Source organism: Polaribacter marinus (assembly GCF_022662535.1).
Lineage (GTDB): Bacteria > Bacteroidota > Bacteroidia > Flavobacteriales > Flavobacteriaceae > Polaribacter > Polaribacter marinus.
In genome coordinates this window covers 259,367-277,289 of sequence record NZ_JAKQYM010000002.1, presented here as the reverse complement: position 1 = coordinate 277,289, position 17,923 = coordinate 259,367, and the positions used below count along the sequence as shown (strand labels likewise).

The 17,923-nt window shown below is 27.2% G+C and carries 16 protein-coding genes; 3 read left to right on the top strand and 13 right to left on the bottom strand.

The genetic code is table 11. The features are described from left to right. Positions 1-24: 24 nt before the first annotated feature. Positions 25-774 carry a CDP-alcohol phosphatidyltransferase family protein gene (locus MC378_RS04450; protein WP_242177521.1) on the bottom strand — a complete coding sequence of 250 codons (750 nt, stop codon included), beginning with the start codon at positions 772-774 and terminating at the stop codon, positions 25-27. 97 nt (positions 775-871) lie between these two features. Here MC378_RS04450 and MC378_RS04445 point away from each other — a divergent pair, with 97 nt between their 5' ends. The 3 genes from MC378_RS04445 to MC378_RS04435 all read left to right on the top strand — a co-directional run bounded on the left by MC378_RS04445 (position 872) and on the right by MC378_RS04435 (position 4,184). Next, positions 872-1,852, top strand: a complete 981-nt coding sequence (locus tag MC378_RS04445; RefSeq protein WP_242177520.1) for a YheT family hydrolase — start codon at positions 872-874, stop codon at positions 1,850-1,852. Positions 1,853-1,926: 74 nt separating this feature from the next. Then, positions 1,927-2,997 (top strand): putative type IX sorting system protein PorV2, encoded by a 1,071-nt coding sequence (locus tag MC378_RS04440; RefSeq protein ID WP_242177519.1) that lies wholly within the window; start codon positions 1,927-1,929, stop codon positions 2,995-2,997. Positions 2,998-3,002: 5 nt separating this feature from the next. Then, positions 3,003-4,184, top strand: a complete 1,182-nt coding sequence (locus tag MC378_RS04435; RefSeq protein ID WP_242177518.1) for a lipoprotein N-acyltransferase Lnb domain-containing protein — start codon at positions 3,003-3,005, stop codon at positions 4,182-4,184. On the opposite strand, the gene MC378_RS04430 is transcribed toward MC378_RS04435, so the two are convergent. The 12 genes from MC378_RS04430 to wecB are packed head-to-tail and all read right to left on the bottom strand — an operon-like array spanning position 4,164 to position 17,912. Further along, positions 4,164-5,549: an exopolysaccharide biosynthesis polyprenyl glycosylphosphotransferase gene (locus MC378_RS04430; RefSeq protein ID WP_242177517.1), complete on the bottom strand. Its 1,386-nt coding sequence runs from the start codon at positions 5,547-5,549 to the stop codon at positions 4,164-4,166. The two genes, MC378_RS04435 and MC378_RS04430, sit on opposite strands and share 21 nt — an antisense overlap. After that, a complete protein-coding gene (locus MC378_RS04425) occupies positions 5,546-6,289 on the bottom strand; it encodes a glycosyltransferase family 2 protein (protein WP_242177516.1) in 744 nt (247 codons plus the stop codon). The genes MC378_RS04430 and MC378_RS04425 overlap by 4 nt, the downstream gene beginning before the upstream one ends. After that, the gene (locus MC378_RS04420) at positions 6,282-7,643 is read right to left on the bottom strand and encodes a phenylacetate--CoA ligase family protein (protein WP_242177515.1); all 1,362 of its coding nucleotides are present in this window, start codon (positions 7,641-7,643) and stop codon (positions 6,282-6,284) included. Before MC378_RS04420 ends, MC378_RS04425 begins: the two co-directional genes overlap by 8 nt. Further along, on the bottom strand, positions 7,573-8,586 hold the full coding sequence (locus MC378_RS04415) for a glycosyltransferase family 4 protein (RefSeq protein WP_242177514.1): 1,014 nt from the start codon (positions 8,584-8,586) through the stop codon (positions 7,573-7,575). The genes MC378_RS04420 and MC378_RS04415 overlap by 71 nt, the downstream gene beginning before the upstream one ends. Further along, a complete protein-coding gene (locus MC378_RS04410) occupies positions 8,573-9,898 on the bottom strand; it encodes an O-antigen ligase family protein (RefSeq protein WP_242177513.1) in 1,326 nt (441 codons plus the stop codon). The genes MC378_RS04415 and MC378_RS04410 overlap by 14 nt, the downstream gene beginning before the upstream one ends. Then, positions 9,895-10,974 carry a glycosyltransferase gene (locus tag MC378_RS04405; protein WP_242177512.1) on the bottom strand — a complete coding sequence of 360 codons (1,080 nt, stop codon included), beginning with the start codon at positions 10,972-10,974 and terminating at the stop codon, positions 9,895-9,897. Before MC378_RS04405 ends, MC378_RS04410 begins: the two co-directional genes overlap by 4 nt. Then, positions 10,967-12,088 carry a glycosyltransferase family 4 protein gene (locus tag MC378_RS04400; RefSeq protein WP_242177511.1) on the bottom strand — a complete coding sequence of 374 codons (1,122 nt, stop codon included), beginning with the start codon at positions 12,086-12,088 and terminating at the stop codon, positions 10,967-10,969. The genes MC378_RS04405 and MC378_RS04400 overlap by 8 nt, the downstream gene beginning before the upstream one ends. Continuing rightward, entirely contained in the window at positions 12,085-13,077 is a 993-nt protein-coding gene (locus tag MC378_RS04395; protein ID WP_242177510.1) for a glycosyltransferase family 2 protein, read from the bottom strand. The genes MC378_RS04400 and MC378_RS04395 overlap by 4 nt, the downstream gene beginning before the upstream one ends. Next, entirely contained in the window at positions 13,067-14,611 is a 1,545-nt protein-coding gene (locus MC378_RS04390; RefSeq protein WP_242177509.1) for a glycosyltransferase family 2 protein, read from the bottom strand. Before MC378_RS04390 ends, MC378_RS04395 begins: the two co-directional genes overlap by 11 nt. Then, on the bottom strand, positions 14,608-15,744 hold the full coding sequence (locus MC378_RS04385) for a glycosyltransferase family 4 protein (protein ID WP_242177508.1): 1,137 nt from the start codon (positions 15,742-15,744) through the stop codon (positions 14,608-14,610). The genes MC378_RS04390 and MC378_RS04385 overlap by 4 nt, the downstream gene beginning before the upstream one ends. Next, on the bottom strand, positions 15,741-16,802 hold the full coding sequence (locus MC378_RS04380) for a glycosyltransferase family 4 protein (protein ID WP_242177507.1): 1,062 nt from the start codon (positions 16,800-16,802) through the stop codon (positions 15,741-15,743). Before MC378_RS04380 ends, MC378_RS04385 begins: the two co-directional genes overlap by 4 nt. Then, complete coding sequence (gene wecB, locus MC378_RS04375; protein ID WP_242177506.1) at positions 16,803-17,912, bottom strand: non-hydrolyzing UDP-N-acetylglucosamine 2-epimerase; 1,110 nt, start codon at positions 17,910-17,912, stop codon at positions 16,803-16,805. Positions 17,913-17,923 lie beyond the last annotated feature (11 nt).

Below are 17,923 nucleotides of genomic sequence, written 5' to 3'. Positions count from 1 at the left end.
TCATTATTTGCTTTTAACAGACACTTAATTTGTAGATTTTCTCTTATAGTTACTAATTATAGAAAGAATTACATATAATGTGATGATTAAAGGAATTGAAATATAATGTAAGAAAATAATCATTAATAAAGAAGCTAGTAAAAACAAGTATTTCATTAAATTATTCTTTACTGAATACTCTTTAAATTTTAATGAAAACAAAGGCAATTCTGCATTCATCAAATAGGTTAAAAACAAAGTCACCCCAATCAAAAAGTAATTATTATTAATTAAATTCTGAACAAACTCAACATCAGTATTTGCTTGAATTAAAGGTAAAGAAATTATAAACAAACTCATTGCAGGCGTTGGTAAACCTATAAAAGAATCTGATTGTCTTGTATCAATATTAAATTTAGCTAATCTGTAACAAGCACCAAGTGTTAATAATAAACCTATATATTGAAGGTAATTGGTATCGTTTTCAAAAACAAAATTAAAATCAAATAAAGAATTATTATAAACATGTTTATTTGCTATTAAATTAAACATTATAATTCCAGGTACAACTCCGCTTGTAACCATATCTGCTAAAGAGTCTAATTGTTTACCTAACTCTCCAGATACATTTAATAAACGCGCTGCAAATCCATCAAAAAAATCAAAAAATATCCCTAAAACAACAAGCAAACCTGCTGTTACAAAATTTCCTTGTACAGCAAAAATAGTAGCAATTGTTCCACTTAAAAGATTACCAAGAGTTAATAAATTAGGAATCTGTTTTTTTAAATTCATTTTTATTGTTAATTTAAAAGCTAAAATATGAAATCTGATTTAGTTAGTTTTCTAAATCGCTTATTTTTTGTCATATTTGTAGAAATATAAATTTTCTATGCCTGTTTTTACATCTGACTTCTCTCCTACTTTACCGTTTAAAAACAGTCATTTTAACACAATGTACAGACCGCTATTTATGAAAGATAGCGTTCATTATTCAAGAAAAAGAATTACAACTTGGGATCAAGACTTTTTTGATTTAGATTTTTCTTTTGTAGGGTCTAAAACATTGGCCATATTAATTCATGGTTTAGAAGGGAGTTCAGATTCAAAATATATGACTTCGACCACAAAGTACTTAAACTCTAAAGGTTTAGACACTGTTTGTTTTAATTTAAGAAGTTGTAGTGGAGAAGATAATTTATTACTTCCTACTTATCATAGTGGAAAAACGGAAGATGTAGATTATGTAGTAAATCATATCTTAAAAACATATGAATATGACAATATAATTATAATTGGTTATAGTTTAGGTGGTAATCTTACCTTAAAATATTTAGGAGAAAAATCTACAAATATCTCACCTAAAGTAAAAGGTGGAATTGCAGTTTCTGTTCCTATAGATATTGCTTCTTCAGAATTAGAATTAGATAAACTAAAGAACAAATTGTACATGGAAGTTTTTTTTAAGACCATGAAAAATAAAATATTAGAAAAAGCCTACAAGTTTCCTGAATATCAATTAGATAAAGAAAAACTTTTTAAAGCTACTAAGTTTAAACATTTAGAACATTTGTATACAATTCCTGTTTTTGGTTTTACAAGTCCAGAAGATTATTGGGAAAAAGCAAGCTCTAAACCTTACCTTTTAAAAATAGACAAACCAACTTTATTAATCAATGCAAAAGACGATACCTTTCTATCTAAAGAATGTTTTCCATTTGAAGAAGCAAAAAAATCTGAAATTTTTCATTTAGATGTTCCCAATTATGGTGGTCATGTAGGATTTATGAGTTCTTTTAAACCTACAGAAAACAGATGGTTAGAGCAAAGAATCTATCGTTTTATTAAAGAAAATATTAAGATTGATATTTAGTAGACAATAACTATGAAAAACATCAGTTATTTTAGTAGGTTTACAGATATTTTTTATTGAAAAATTTTTAACTTTTGAAACATAAAATATTACTTTTTTTACTCTTTTCATCAACACTTCTATGCGCACAGGCATTTAGAAATTATTCGAATGAATTTTTAACTATTGGTGTAGATGCTGCTGCATTAGGAATGAGTAAAAGTGTTGTTGCAACAACTCATGACGTAAATTCAATTTACTGGAATCCAGCTGGTTTAGTTGGAATTGAAGATTACCAAGGTTCATTAATGCATGCTTCTTATTTTGCAGGAATAGCCAATTATAATCACGCTGCCTTTGCAATGCCTATAGATGGGAATAGTGTACTTGGTGTTTCTGTTATTCGTTTTGGAGTAGATGATATTTTAAATACTACTGAATTAATAGACAGTCAAGGAAATATCGATTTTAATAGAATTAGTCTTTTTTCTGCTGCAGATTATGCTTTTAATGTTGCTTATGCTAGAAAATTAATTTTTAATGATTTAAAGATTGGTGTGAATGCAAAAATTGTAAGAAGAATTATTGGTGATTTTGCAAGTTCTTGGGGATTTGGTTTTGATGTAGGCCTTCAATTTGATAGAAATGATTGGAAATTTGGTTTAATGGCAAGAGATATTACAACAACATTTAATAGTTGGGCTATTAATGAAGAAGAATTCAATAAAATTAAAGATGCTATTCCTGGAGAAAATCAAGAATTACCACAAACCACAGAAATTACTAAACCTAAATTACAATTAGGTGTTGCTAGAAATTGGGAAATTGGACGTTATTTTAATTTACTAACAGAAGTAGATATTAATATGCGCTTTGCAAAAACAAACGATATTTTTTCTTCTGATTTTGTTAGTTTAGATCCAGCAGCTGGTTTTCAACTAGATTATGATAAAATTGTTTATGTAAGGGCAGGTATTGGTAACTTTCAATACATAACAGAATTTGATAATTCTAAATCTCTTTCTATGCAACCCAATTTTGGTGTTGGTTTTAAATACAATGGCATACAAATAGATTACGCATTAACAAATATTGGTAGTGTTGGAAATGCTTTGTATTCTAATATTTTCTCAGTTACAATAGATTATAGTTTTTTTAGACGTTAATTGCTATGAAAAAAAATTACTTTTTAATTCTTCTTTTTGCTTTTTTACTGAATCCTATCTATTCTCAAGTACAACTTTCTGTTTATTCAGAAATAAGTATTGTAACGGCTGGACCAGGAGAAGAATTATATGAATCATTTGGACACTCTGCTATCCGAATTAAAGATCCAGTTTTAAACCTCGATTTAATTTACAACTATGGAATGTTTGATTTTAATCAACCAAACTTCTATACAAATTTTGCAAAAGGGAATATGATTTATAGCTTAGCACGTTATGATTTTAAATATTTTTTAGCTAGTTACAAAAGAGACAAACGTTGGCTTAAACAACAGGTATTAAACTTAACGCAACAAGAAAGACAAGCCTATTTTATTTTTTTAGAAAGAAATGCATTGCCTCAAAATAAAAATTATCAATACGATCCTTATTTTGATAATTGTGCTACAAAACTAAGAGATATCACTAAAGATATTTTAGGAGATAAAGTTGTGTTTAATGATGAAACATTAGAAAAAAAACTAACTTTTAGGCAACTAACAAACCATGAAATTAACTGGAATTCTTGGGGTACTTTTGGATTAAATATAATTGCTGGTACAAAATTAGATCAAATAGCTACTTCTAATGAGTACATGTACTTACCCGATTATATCTATAGTGCTTTTAAAAATGCAACAGTTTATATTAAAAATCAGCCTACAAAATTAGTAAAAAGAGAAGATGTCCTTTTAAACTTTAAAGAAAAAGAACCTAAGGTTTCAGCTTTTAGCCCATTATTAATATTTAGTGTTCTTGCTCTGTTAGTTATATTTATTACTTATAAAGACTATAAAAAAAATAAAAGAACAAAATGGTTAGATTTTACATTGTTTTTTATAACAGGTTTGATTGGGGCTATTTTGGTATTCTTATGGTTTTTCTCAAGTCATTCTACTGCACCAAATAACTTTAACCTTTTATGGGCATTTGCACCAAACTTGTTGGTAGTATTCTTTCTAAGAAAAAAGTATTCTCAAGATTGGGTAAAAAGATATGTATTATTATTACTTTTCTTTTTGTTACTAATTCCAATACTTTGGATGACAAAAATTCAAGTATTTCCAATTGTATTAATTCCTTTTTTACTATTACTTTTTATAAGATATTTATTTCTTTACAAAAAACTATTGACCTTTAAAAAATAAAACCGTAGTTATTGTTTTTATTAGAATTTTAAAATCTAAAAAACCGTTTCTCTCTTTATTATAATACAAGTCATAGCGAAGTTTAGTTTCTTGTTCTTCTAAAGTATTAGCATACGGATAATTCACTTGTGCCCAACCAGTTAAACCAGGCCTTACTACATGTCTGATAGCATAAAAAGGAATCTCAGTTTCTAGTGTCTCTACAAATTCTGGTCTTTCTGGTCTTGGCCCAATTAAACTCATATCTCCTTTTAAAATATTATAAAACTGAGGAAATTCGTCCAATCGTGTATTTCTTAAGAACTTTCCAAAAGAAGTAATTCTAGCATCATTTTTTGCCGCCCAAACAGCACCTTCTTTTTCCGCATTTTTAACCATAGAGCGAAGTTTATAAATTTTAAAAATTTTACCATTAATTCCAACTCTCTCTTGAGAATAAAAAAGTTTGCCTTTATTTCCAAATAAATTCCCTATCAAAAGAAAAGGTAATAATATAAAAAACAACAATAATCCTATTATTGAAACCATAAGATCTAATACTCTTAACCCCAATAAATATAATTTACTATTACTGTTTTTACTGAAATTGATATATTTAAAAAAATCATAATTTAAATACTCTCTAGGTACTCTTGCAGTAACATTTTCATAGAAATTTTCAAAACTAATAATATTCACTCCGTTTTCAAATAAATGAATAAGATCTTTATTAATTATTTTAATTTCATCATTTGACAAATCCTCTTTAGATACAATTACTTCAGAAACAAATTCTTTAGATATAATTTCTAGAAGCTTTACAGAATTAATATTTATAAACCCTTTTACACCTGGAATTTCTTGGTCAGAAATATATGCATTAACATGATGAATATTATCATCTTTAATCTGAAGTATCATTTTTTTTATTCTATCAGATTTTCCTATAAAAACAACGCTTTTAAAATACTTCGGCGAAAATATAAGCCACATATATAGAAACCTCCAAACAACAATTGGTACAGATAGTACTAAGAAAAAATATACAATTTGTAGTCTATTTAAAGGTAATGAAGGTGATAAAAAAGGCGTAAAAATGTAAAAAACAGTGGTTACAAAAGCAGTTAATACCACACTCCTTACAATTAAGTACCTATTGTTAGAAACATTTAAATTATACAACTGAAAAATTTCACCAAAAAGAATATAATAAAAAGTTAAAAGTAGAAGCCAATAAATTGAGTTAGGGTTATAGAAAGTTATATAATTAAATTCTAAATAAATTGAAGCAATAAATAGACTTAAAATTAATAAAATAATATCTACAAAACGTAATAAAACTTTTCTTTCAGAAATATTATAGTATGACGTTTTAGGGTTTGTCATTTTAATAGCTTATTTAATACATTAGAAGATACATAAAACAAAGCCCTAAAATAAGATAATTTTTCTACTTGCCTATATAATTTCCAATTCCATTTTAACATTTCTATTTTATTATTTGAAATGGATTCTTGTCTATTCCTATATTTTGCTAAGATTTTGGGTAATCCATATGCATAAGATTCTTTTTTTAGAATTTTTAGCCATAAAGCATAATCTTGTCTTTTTTTTAGATTGGGCATATAAATTTTACCCAAACAATCTTTATTATAAATAGCTGTTAAGCATCCTATTTTATTGGAAAACAACATATCTTTATAAGATAATTTTTCTTCACAAATAATTGACTTACTTAAATTGCTTCCATCTTCTTTTATTACTTTATATGAAGTATAAGTGAGATTATAATTATTTGCAATCATAAAGCTTAATTGCTCTTCTAATTTATTTTGTAACCAAAGGTCATCACTATCTAAAAAAGCGATAAAATTGCCTTTAGAAAGCTCTATTGCTTTATTTCTAGCAACTGCTGCGCCTGAATTATTTTTTAATTTATGTAATTTAATTCTATCATCTTTCTCAATAAACGAGTTAATAATTTGAACACTATTGTCTGTAGAAACATCATCAACAATTATCATTTCCCAATTTTTATATGTTTGAGAAATAACACTATTGATCGTTTCTGCAATAAATTTTGCAGAATTAAAACTTGGGGTAATTATAGAAACTAAATTATTCATCTATTAAAGATATAAAGTTTTTTAGTTTTCCTTTGGTTTTCTTAAAATCAGAATTTGGTATAATATTATAAAAAATATCTTCTTTAAAGTATTTTAATATCTCTGTATTTAATTGTTCTAACTCATATTTTGAAAGTTCTTGCTCTATCAAAAAAGTTAATTTTCCCTTTTTTTCTTGAATGACTTGATAATTTAAAAATATTTGAAAAGTATTTCCTAAATTTTTGAAAATATAATAAAAATATAAACTTGGATAAATATTTGTCTTACCATAAATACTCTTACCTACTCTACCGGTAACTTCATCTATAATTAAGTGTGATTTGCCACATGAACATTTTTTACTTCTTGGAGCTAGTGTTACATAATCACCTAACTTATACCTAATAATAGGAAAGGATTGCATTTGAAGATTTGTTACTAAAATTTCTTGATCAATTTCTTCTACCAAAACACCTTCCATATTAATATGCATATTCCCTTCTGTACATTCAAATGCAATAATTCCAGCTTCTGTTGCTCCATATTCACTTATCATCTTAACTCCAAAAGCTTTTTTTACTTCTTCTTGATAGATATTTAAGACCTTTTCAGATGTACCTTTTACCATTTTTAGTTTCTTAGGTTTTTCTAATGTAGACTTATTTAAATAAACGGCTGTTTGGTAAATCATAGATGAATATCCACTTATAAAACTGGCATTTTTAGTCTGTTTGATAAAATTTTTAATTTCATTTTCTTCATAACTAAAAATTCTATATCTATTTTGTAAAAAATCTAAAAAATTATTTTTTATCTTTTGAATGAAAGAAAAATTAAATCCCCAGAAATATCCATTTCTAAACCAAGGTTGAATATTAAACCAAGAATAACCTCTCTGAATTGCTGCTCTATTAAAACTATCTGCAGTTTCTTCTCTATTAAATTTTAGTGTTTTTCCTGAAGTTCCTGAAGTTGTTGCTAAAAACGTTTTCTTAAATTTTAAATTTGTATGAATACTTTTTGAATTTGAGAGTAATTCACTTTTTGTAAGAATTGGAATTGATTTGATATCAGAAAGTTTAGAGATTTTATTTACATCTAAATCAAACTCAATAAATTTATTTTTATAAAATTCTGAATGCTCATTTGCTACTAAAAGTAATTCTTTTAATTTTTTAAACTGATAATTTTCTAGCTCTTCTAAAGACCAATTTTCTGACTTTTTTAAGAAATAAAAATGTTTTTTAAGAGATGGATTTCTAATATTTTGTCCTAATAAATAAATAAATTTTCTTAGCATATTATTTAAGAATCTGTATCCATTTAGTTTTATTTTTTTGCCAGCTAAACGATTCTGCTTTTTCTCTAGCATTTAAAACCATCTTTTCATCGTAATTTACAATTAAATTTTTAATAGCTTTATACATTTCCATAGCATTGTTTTTCTCTACTAAAACACCATCAACTGTATTATCTATTAAAAAAGGTAAACCACCAACATTTGTACTAATAATAGGTAAACCTAATGCCATGGCTTCTATAACACTTACGGGCATATTATCAAAATTAGTAGTATTTATAAAAACATCAAATTCAGTAGATTTATGATGCCAATCTTCTTTTGTTAAAGTATCTGTAAACTCGACAGAAGATTCTAAAGAATATTTTTTTATCAAACTTTTAGTTTCTAAAAAAGAATTATCTACAAATGGACCAACCATACATAACGTTGCATTTGAGTATTCTTTTTTTAATAATTTTAAAACTTCAATAGCTAATGTTGGATTATAAATTTCTTTAAAAGCCCTAACCCAAAAAAGTTTAGGCAATATTATTTTTCTTAACTTAAACTGATATAAATCTAATTCAATTATATTAGGAATATGAGTTACTTTATATTCTTTTAATTTAAAAAAACTATAAAGATAATTTGAAGGAGCAATATTTATATAAGAATTTTTAAAAATTAAGTTTGATAAAAATTGATTATTGTGAATTCTATGAGGCAAATTTCCTCCGTGTAAAATAGGAATGTATTTTACTTTAAACAGACGAGCTAATTGAGAAATAACTAAAGCATAGTAAAAATTATAAGTACTAAATGTATCTATTAAAATATAATCTATTTGATTTCTCTTTTTTATTGTTGTAAAAAACATGTCTAGAAATCTTAACAGTTTATTTAGTTTATTTGAAGAAACTGTTACATCATAACCTTCAGTTGTTAAAAGTTTAGATAATAAAAATATAGGCGAACCATATTTAGTTTTTTTAGTTAAATTATTACCAATATATAGAATTTTAATCTTCTTCATTATCAGTAATTCTTATTAAACTTAAACCGTAAATAAATCCCGGTAATGCAATTCTCATTGCAGAATGACTTATGGTAAGCAACCACAATAAATAAAAACAAATAATAAATGCTTTTTGATAATAATTGCTATTTAAAAAATTAAATAAAGGAATTGATATTAACATTATTAAGATTACTAAACCAATATAGCCATGTTCTTCCAACAATCTACCAATTTCATTATGTGATGCTCCCGTAACTTCTTTTAAACTTTCTAATCTTAAATACTTACCGTTACCAACACCAATCCCTAGTGGATTATTTAAAAAATTATCAAATTGAATTTGTAAAATGTCTAATCTCCCTGAAGTAATATCTTTTTGAACACCTATTGCATTCTGACCTACATATCTATTGTCTAGCATACCATTGGTAATATTTGATGTATACAACCAAATTGCAAACATAAAAAAAATAGCAATAGATATGTACTTAAAAAAAACTCCAATAGATATTCTCTTAAATACAATATAAAAAAAAGCAAAAAAGAAGATACAGATTGCAGCAGTTAATATACCTCCTCTAGAAAAAGTTAACAATCCTCTATAGGTAAAATAGATTAGAAATAACGAATCTAAAAAAATAAAACCTGTCAATTTTTCTTTTTGTAAAATAAATATGGTTAGAATTATCATTCCTAAACCTATTGCTGTAGCAACTTGATTTGGACCAAAACCACCTGAAGTTGTAAAGTTTGCAACACCTCCAAAAACTATTTCTGAAACATCTGGTGTTCGGAAATAGAGGTAAGTAATCATTGAAAAAAGAGGCAAAATCATAAAAAAGAGTGCATCCATTAACTGCTGCTTCGATATGGGTCTTAAATAGAAATAAAATGAAACAACCCCTAAAACTATAGGTCCACTTAAATTAAAGACAATATTTGTTCTCAATGACTCACCTACTGGAACTTGAGTATATATAATCCCAAAAAGCAATAATAATATATAAAATATATAATGAACCGAAAATACTTGCTTAAACCTACCAACAAAAATTCCTATAACCAAATATAAAATAACGGCATACTTACCCATTTCATATAAGTAAAACCCTCCAATCATTCTCCCAAAAACCTCTGCACCAACTATATATGATGCAAATAAAAAAGCCTCCTCTTTTTTATTATTAGAAAAAGAAATTAAATATATAGGTAATAGAATAATTAATAATCCATAAATCTTTGGAAAAAGAGGAAATGTCCCCAAAAAACCAAAAGTAATATGAATAATTATTAGTAAAAGTTTATTATCTAATATTTTTTGAATCAATTTATTTGATAAATTTTTAGTAATGTATTGATAAAACTATCCCTAGAATAATTTTCTAAAACAATTTTTGAATGATTTTTACCAAAAAAAAATCTCTTTTCTTCTGATGTGACTAAAACTTTCATTGCTTTATAAAATTCCTTCGAATTTTCTTTTTCAACCAGAAAACCAGAAACACCTTCTTCTATTACTTTTTCACATTCTCCTACATTTGTGACAATCACCGGAAGCTTAGCTAAACCATATTCTAATAGTGAAACAGGTAATCCTTCTGATTTTGAAGAAAGAACTCCGATTGTAGACTGATTTAAAATGTTTTGTATGTCTAAGCATTCGTTATAAACAAAAATATGTTTTTCTAATTGGTTTAGCTCTATATAGCTTATAATTTCTTTGGTATAATTATTTTTATAGAGTTTACCTACTAAATGTAATGTCCAATTTTTATGCTCTTTATGTAAAAAATGAAATGCTTTAATTAAGTTTTTATGATCTTTAACTTGCTTAAAACCTGCAAGGTGAACAATTCTTCTTTCCGTTTCACCAAATAAAACAGTTGTTTTACTGGAGTTTACAAACATTGGAAAGTTATTTAAAAAAAACACTTTTTTTGTTAACAAATTACTCTCTGCCCACTTTTTTAATTCTGAATTTACAGATATAATAGCCTCAAAGAATAAAGAACATATATTTAAAGGAAATGTTTTTTTATTGCTTAAATCTTGAGAGATACCAAAATGATCATGCCAAATTAATCTTACTCTTGGAACAATTAATTTAATTAAAAAAGCAAAAAAATATGAAGTAGAATGTGCGTGAATAATATCAATTTTATTTTTTTTAATGTATTTCTTAAATCTTATAATTGACTTAAAATCAATTGTTTTATTTTTTTTTAAAAATAAATAACCAACTTCTTTATTTACGTTGTTTTTTAAAATCCCTTCTTTTCTTGTAGTGCAAATATGTGAATTAAAACCACGCTCAAAAAGGGCATTAGCTATATTAACAGAAAGAACCTCTGCACCACCAGCATTTAAAGAATCTATAACCTGTATTATACCTTTTTTATTCATTTAAAAGTAACTTTTTAATTTCTTGTTCAAATTTTCCTAGAGTAAACTGTCTCGACCACTGTTTTGCGTTTGCAGCATGCTCTAAATATCTATTAGGTGTTTGTAAATACGCTTCTATAGCACTCACAACCTCATCCACATTAGAATCTACAACTCTACCTCGAGTATTATCTCCTAACATATAAGGCACACAAGACACCTTGGAAGTAATGGGCAAACATTCCCAAAACATAGCTTCTGCAACTACTTTAGGCCAACCTTCGGATTTTGATATAAAAATAAGAAAATGGGATGCTTGAAAAGCTCTTTTAACCACATCTTTCTCTACATTTCCATGTAAGACCACCTTACTTTCTAATTGATGTACTTTTACATAAGCTTCTAACTCTGTTCTTTGAACTCCATCTCCATAAATATGTAACACAACCTCATATCCTTTTTTTAATAATTGATGAGTTGCTTTCACACTAATTAAAGGTTGTTTCCCTACGGTTAACCCTCCTACAAAAATCAACTGAATTTGTTGGTTGACATTTTTAGGAGGAATCGCTATCATTTCATCTTGATGATAACTTGCTGTAAAAAAAGGAATAATATTTTTGGTTTGATTTGGCCAATCTCCATACACTAATACCTTCATGTTTTTCGTTAAAAAAGTATTACTTAATAACCATTTTTGAAATTTATATGAAAGAGGTTGTTTACTTTTTGGGTCCCAATTTCCGGCGTATTTTGCTGTTTTTTGTTTTGAAGGAAATGCTATTTGAACCAAACAACCTAATAAACCAACATTACCAGGACAACGTAAATGAATGTGATTGACTTCTTTCATTACCCTATAAATCAAACTACAAATCTGAGGTATGATTAATATTGATTTTAATAAATTTTTAAAAGAGGTAATATCAAAATTCAGAATTTCAACTACTTTTATATTTGGGTGCTGGTAAGCAATTTCAATACTTGAAATTTCTTTTTTAGTAATTGGAGCTAAAATAATAATTTCATCCACATACTTTGTCCATAAATTCATTTCGCGAACATAAGGTTCATACCCATAAATTTGTCCATCTTTCACTTTATGAACAGCATGTGTTATAATCCCGAATTTCATCTTTCTATATTAGGCTTGTTAAAAATTAATGACACTAAACCAACACATCTTCCCATAGCTTCTGTAAAAGCTTCTTTTCTTTTAGTAGTTGTAAAAACATTTACAAATCGTACTAACATCAATACAATGGCAATAGCGTTCCATTTAAAGCGAGCATTTATACTAGGATTTGCATATTTTACTCGCCAAACATACCAACCATTTCTGGTTACCATTTTACCATATTTAAATTGATTGGGTCTACCTGCAGCATCATGATGATGTTCTAATTTGGCTGCTGTATTGATATACAATTTCCCCTTTTTCGCTAATCTTAAAGAGAAATCAGCATCTTCGTACAATCCATATCCTTCAAAGTATTTTGAAAAGGAAATTTCTTTAAAAACTTCTTTTCTATAGGAAGCAACTCCCCCCATTAATTGCTCTACAGGGTAAATTTTATTGCTTGGAGGCAAAAAACTAATAGAACGACCATTAGAAAATTTAGGCATCCAACCTGGCGGAGTAGTATCTAACAATCCTAGTTTTTTTCTTAGTTTAAATCTAGTACCTTCTTTTCTTACCCAACCATCGTAAGAGAATTTATTTTCACTGACATCATCAGTCTTAACCCAATCAACTTCATTTGTGATATATCCCCCAACCGCTAAAGCCTTTGGATGTGTCATATATGTACCTATTAAGTTTTCAAAATACTTTTCTTGTAATAAGATATCATCATCTAAAAAACAAACAACATCTATATCTTCATGAACTCGTTTAATACCAAAATTACGTTGTTTGGTCAACCCTTTTTCTTCTTGAGAAACCTTATAATAAATTAAGTTTTCAAAAATGTGTTGATCTAAAATTTCTTTCGTTAAATCATCTGTAGAACCATCTACAATTAAAATTTCATTCGGATATAAACTTTGGTTAGTCACCGTTTTTAACAACTTTAATAAAGCTGTTGGTCGCATGTATGTACAAATAATTAGACTAAACTTCATATTCCATTAAATTAGTTGCCCATTTTACACTTGCATTCCAACGTTGTTTAAAATAATGAAAATATTGAATCGGATTTTTAATCGATTGTTTTTTATAAAATTTAACAAACAACAATAATTTATAACCTTTTAATTGTTGGTTGGTTAAGTGTTTTAAATTATAAGCCATTACCGTTGGTGATGGTTTGGGTTGTATGAAATCTTTTTCCCATTTAGGATGAACTTTAGCTCTAAACCCACCAATGGGTGCTTTTAAATGAAGCATTGTAATATACGGAATATATAAATTATCACATCCTTTATTCCGTAACTGCATCCCAAAATCATTATCCTCTCCATATCCAAATTCATGCTCAGATTTAAAACTACATGTTTTTATCTGTTTACTTTCTACTAAAGAAGCATTCGTGCCAAATCCACTCCATTGAAAATGTGTTTTATTATGTTCTATTTCTCCTTTTTGTAAACAACTTATACTAAAACTAGAAATTCCAAACATATTAATATAGCTAAATGATTTTTCTAATAAATCTTTTTCAAATCGAATATCATCATCTGCAAAAAACACCCAATCAGAAGTTACTTTAGACAAAGCAATGTTTCTTGCATTACAAGCTCCTAATTGATGAATAAATATATGATCTATTTCAAAAGGCCAAATATCAATTAAATAATCTAATTCTGAGACCGAACCTTTTACCCCATTTTGCTCTACAATGATTACTTTTTTTGGAAGTAATGTTTGTTTAGATAAATCTTTCAATACATTGTATAAATGTTCTTTACGTCCTAATGTAGGAATTAATACATCTACTTTAAAATCTTTTTTTGCAATTTGTTCTTTACTTGATAAAACAGTAATATGCTTAAAAGTTATCTCATTACCCGTTTGTTTTTTTGCAAACAAACTCAGCCATAAACTCCCTAGATAAATCTTTTTTTGATGATATAATAGGCAAAAAAACAAAATAAAAACCCATTGAATTTTATAATGTTTTTTCACAAACTTAAAAAGAGATTTAGTTGTTGCCTCTACCTCTATTTTAGCATTTTTTAAATCACCTTTCAATAATTTTGGCTCTGAATAACAAAGCAAACCTTTTGGCATGCTTAATTTAGTAAAACTAGATAAATACAATCCAAAAGATTGTGAAATATTCACAATTTCTTTTGATTGCTGAATTACACTTGCATAAGCACCACCAATGTCTCCAGACATCATCCAAGTAGGATATTGAACCTCTTTTTTTACATTGATAAAACAATGTTGATCTACATATCCGATATTATTAGAAATTGAACTGCAACCATAACTCGAAAAAATTAATTGATGATGAAAGATAGAGGTCATCTGCTGATAATTAATATCGTTTTCTAATTTTTCATGACACCATATCAATAATTCATTTGGATACAAATTAGATAAATGATACAAAGATTTTTGTATGGTTTTCTCTTCACATAAAAACACTTCTTTTAAAGTTGTATTTCTATATTTTAGAGACTTAATTCCATTATGAAAAAGAACAATCATAGGAAACTTTTATAAAACTTGATATTTTGTTGAATAGACTTCTCCATATCAAATTCATTTACAATTCTATTTCTTGCCGCTTTAGCCATTATTGATGTTTTTTCAGTTTCATTTAACAAAACTAAGACTTTAGTTGCAAAATCCTCTGTATTTATAGGATTTACTGTATATCCAGTAACTCCATCTATCATTAATTCTTTTGCCCAACCAATATTAGAGGTTACCATTTTTTTTTCTAAAGCCATGGCTTCTAACCAAGTCATTGGAAACGCTTCTGCAAAACTTGGTAATAATACAATTTCTGATTGTTGAATATACGTAATCACATCTTTATAAGGGACTGCATTTATAAAAAGTGTGTTTTGTAATGCTTTTTCTGATAACAATTCTTTCAATAAATTTACTGTAGATTGTTTGGTAATCACATCTTTATTATCTCTTCCTAATAAAGTCAAAGTAACCGTTTGATCTTTCTCTATGATGCTGTTAAATGCTTTTGCTATTTCTAAAACTCCTTTTTTCCTGATAATCGTTCCAAAGTACAATAATGATTTAGGTTTTATTTGTTGATGATTTGGTACAAATAATGAAATATCAATAGCATTATGAATCACTTCAATTTCTTTCTTTAACTTAAATAATTCTTGTGTTTTATCAGCTACAAATTTACTCACTCCAACAATCTTATCTGCTCCTAATAAAGCTCTTTTTTCAAAAAACCTATTCTTTGGTTTTACGGGTCTATTTTCTAAATCACAGAAATAGGTATCAGAACCATGAAGACGAATTACAAAAGGGCATTTAAATTTCATAAAAGCCGTAAACCCCGTCCACTCTGGTGCTTCAATAACTTCTATTTTATTTTTTAAAATAATCTGATTTACATACTTATTAAAATATCGTCTGTTGGTAAACCATGTAATCCCTTTTACCGCATTTTTTTTTACCAAATGTACTTCTACTCCATTTTGAATAACAACATTTTCTTTAGGTTGACTGTGAACAAAAACAGTTACTTTACATTGGTTCTTTACCAACTGTTCTGCTAAGTTTTTTGTAAAGGTTCCTATTCCGCCAATGTTCCCTTTAAAACTAGCAATGGGATATTCTGGAGTAATAAATGCTAAGTTCATGGCAACAATTTTATATGATGTTTAACCATTTTTTCCAAATTATACTCTTGCTCAATTAAATCTGAAGTATTTTCTGTAATACTATCTTTTTCTATAATAATATTTTCTAAAATAGAAGCCAATGCTTTACAATCTCCTGGAGCATATATATATCCGTTTTTATTGTTTTCTATAACTTCTAAATTCCCTCCTACAGTTGTCGTAATTACAGGGATGTTTGCTGATAAACTTTCTAAAATTGACAAACTAAAACACTCCATATAAGTTGGTTGAATCATATAACGATAATTACAAAACAATTCATTTAGTTTAGAAGAACTCCCTTTAAAAGAAACCTTGTCTTGTAATTTATATTCATTAGTGAGTCGTTGTAATTCTTCTTTGTAAGCACCTTCTCCATAAACATCAACAATTACATTTTCTAATAATTTAGGGTTTAAATAACTTAAAGCCTTTAACAAATCTTGAATTCCTTTTGAAGGTCTTAAATGAGAAGCTACTATAAATTTGTTTTTATTTTCTTGTGTTCTTTTTTCAAAAACATCAGTATCAATTCCGTTATAAATAACTTTAGTTTTCTTTTTTAAGAATGTACCATAATCATTTAAAATATGATTCACCGTATATTGTGAGACACCTATAAATTGATGTATATATTTGCTATATAAAATCCCTGCTAATCTTTTTTTCACTCTCTTTTTTAAAGAAAAACCTTCTAAGGGTCTTGGATTATGATCTACAGCAATTACATAAGAATTTGGATTATATGTCTGAATATCTTTATAGAACTTAGTACATAGTTCCGTAAAATGAGTAATGATAATATCATAATGATGATTACAAGAAACTTCTATAAACTTATTTTCTACAGATGTATTATTTGCACTATAAATAGTTAAGTTTTTATAAAAATCAAAAGCTGTGTAATCTGTAAAAAACCAATCTACGGTAAATCCTTGTTCTTTTAGTTGTTCATCAAACAATTTAAAGAATCTATCCATACCACCAATTCTGTTTGGTTTTAAAATATAATTACAAACTACAGCTACTTTTTTCATTTATATAGACTTTAAAACATTTACAATTTGTACACATGCTGTTCCATCTCCATAAGGATTTTTATTACTTACCATAGTACTGTAAACCTCAATATTATCTAACAGAATAGTAGCTTCTTTTATTATTTTTTCTTGATTGGTTCCTACTAATTTTACCGTTCCTTCTATAACCGCCTCTTGCCTTTCGGTAACATCTCTAGTTACCAAAACTGGTTTTTTTAAAGATGGTGCCTCTTCTTGCACACCTCCACTATCTGTAATTATTAAATAGGATTGATTTAACAACCAAATAAAAGCTTCGTAATCTAAAGGAGCAATTAACAATATATTATTATGATTACCTAAAGTATCATAAACCACTTTTTGCACATTTGGATTTAAATGAACAGGGTAAATAATCTGAACATCTTCTCTAGTGGCCAATTGCTTTAAAGCATTACAAAATTCATAAAATTTATCTCCAAAATTTTCTCTTCTATGTCCAGTAACAACAATTACTTTTTTATTAACGTCTATAAACTGTTTAATTTCTTTAATATCTTCTCTACCTTCATTTACATGCTGTATTCCCCATAACAAAGCATCTATTACTGTGTTACCTGTTATAAAAATATCTTTCTCATTTACCTTTTCATTCAGCAAATTATTAGCTGATTGTTGTGTTGGAGCAAAATGAATATCTGCCACTCTTCCTGTTATTTGTCTGTTAATCTCTTCGGGGAAAGGAGCATATTTATTATAGGTTCTTAAACCAGCCTCTACATGTCCTATCTTAATTCCTTTATGAAAACTAGCCAATGCCACCATACTACTAGTAGATGTATCTCCGTGTACCAATACCAAATCCGGATTAAAATCTGATAACACAGGATCTATAGCCATTAATATTCTTGCACTCAACTCATTTAAAGACTGATCGATTTTCATTAAATCTAAATCATAATCTGGAGTAATTTTAAAAAAAGACAATACCTGATCTAACATTTCTCTATGCTGAGCAGTAACACAAACTTTAGTAGTAAATTCTTCTGTTTTTTTTAACTCTTTTACCAAAGGAGCCATTTTAATAGCTTCAGGTCTGGTACCAAATACGACTAGTATTTTTTTCATGATTGTTGATT

Coding starts and splice junctions, on each gene's coding strand:
- MC378_RS04450 (WP_242177521.1), bottom strand. CDS start 774: ATGAATTTAAAAAAACAGATTCCTAATTTATTAACTCTTGGTAATCTT.
- MC378_RS04445 (WP_242177520.1), top strand. CDS start 872: ATGCCTGTTTTTACATCTGACTTCTCTCCTACTTTACCGTTTAAAAAC.
- MC378_RS04435 (WP_242177518.1), top strand. CDS start 3,003: ATGAAAAAAAATTACTTTTTAATTCTTCTTTTTGCTTTTTTACTGAAT.
- MC378_RS04430 (WP_242177517.1), bottom strand. CDS start 5,549: ATGACAAACCCTAAAACGTCATACTATAATATTTCTGAAAGAAAAGTT.
- MC378_RS04425 (WP_242177516.1), bottom strand. CDS start 6,289: ATGAATAATTTAGTTTCTATAATTACCCCAAGTTTTAATTCTGCAAAA.
- MC378_RS04420 (WP_242177515.1), bottom strand. CDS start 7,643: ATGCTAGAGAAAAAGCAGAATCGTTTAGCTGGCAAAAAAATAAAACTA.
- MC378_RS04415 (WP_242177514.1), bottom strand. CDS start 8,586: ATGAAGAAGATTAAAATTCTATATATTGGTAATAATTTAACTAAAAAA.
- MC378_RS04405 (WP_242177512.1), bottom strand. CDS start 10,974: ATGAATAAAAAAGGTATAATACAGGTTATAGATTCTTTAAATGCTGGT.
- MC378_RS04400 (WP_242177511.1), bottom strand. CDS start 12,088: ATGAAATTCGGGATTATAACACATGCTGTTCATAAAGTGAAAGATGGA.
- MC378_RS04395 (WP_242177510.1), bottom strand. CDS start 13,077: ATGAAGTTTAGTCTAATTATTTGTACATACATGCGACCAACAGCTTTA.
- MC378_RS04390 (WP_242177509.1), bottom strand. CDS start 14,611: ATGATTGTTCTTTTTCATAATGGAATTAAGTCTCTAAAATATAGAAAT.
- MC378_RS04385 (WP_242177508.1), bottom strand. CDS start 15,744: ATGAACTTAGCATTTATTACTCCAGAATATCCCATTGCTAGTTTTAAA.
- MC378_RS04380 (WP_242177507.1), bottom strand. CDS start 16,802: ATGAAAAAAGTAGCTGTAGTTTGTAATTATATTTTAAAACCAAACAGA.
- wecB (WP_242177506.1), bottom strand. CDS start 17,912: ATGAAAAAAATACTAGTCGTATTTGGTACCAGACCTGAAGCTATTAAA.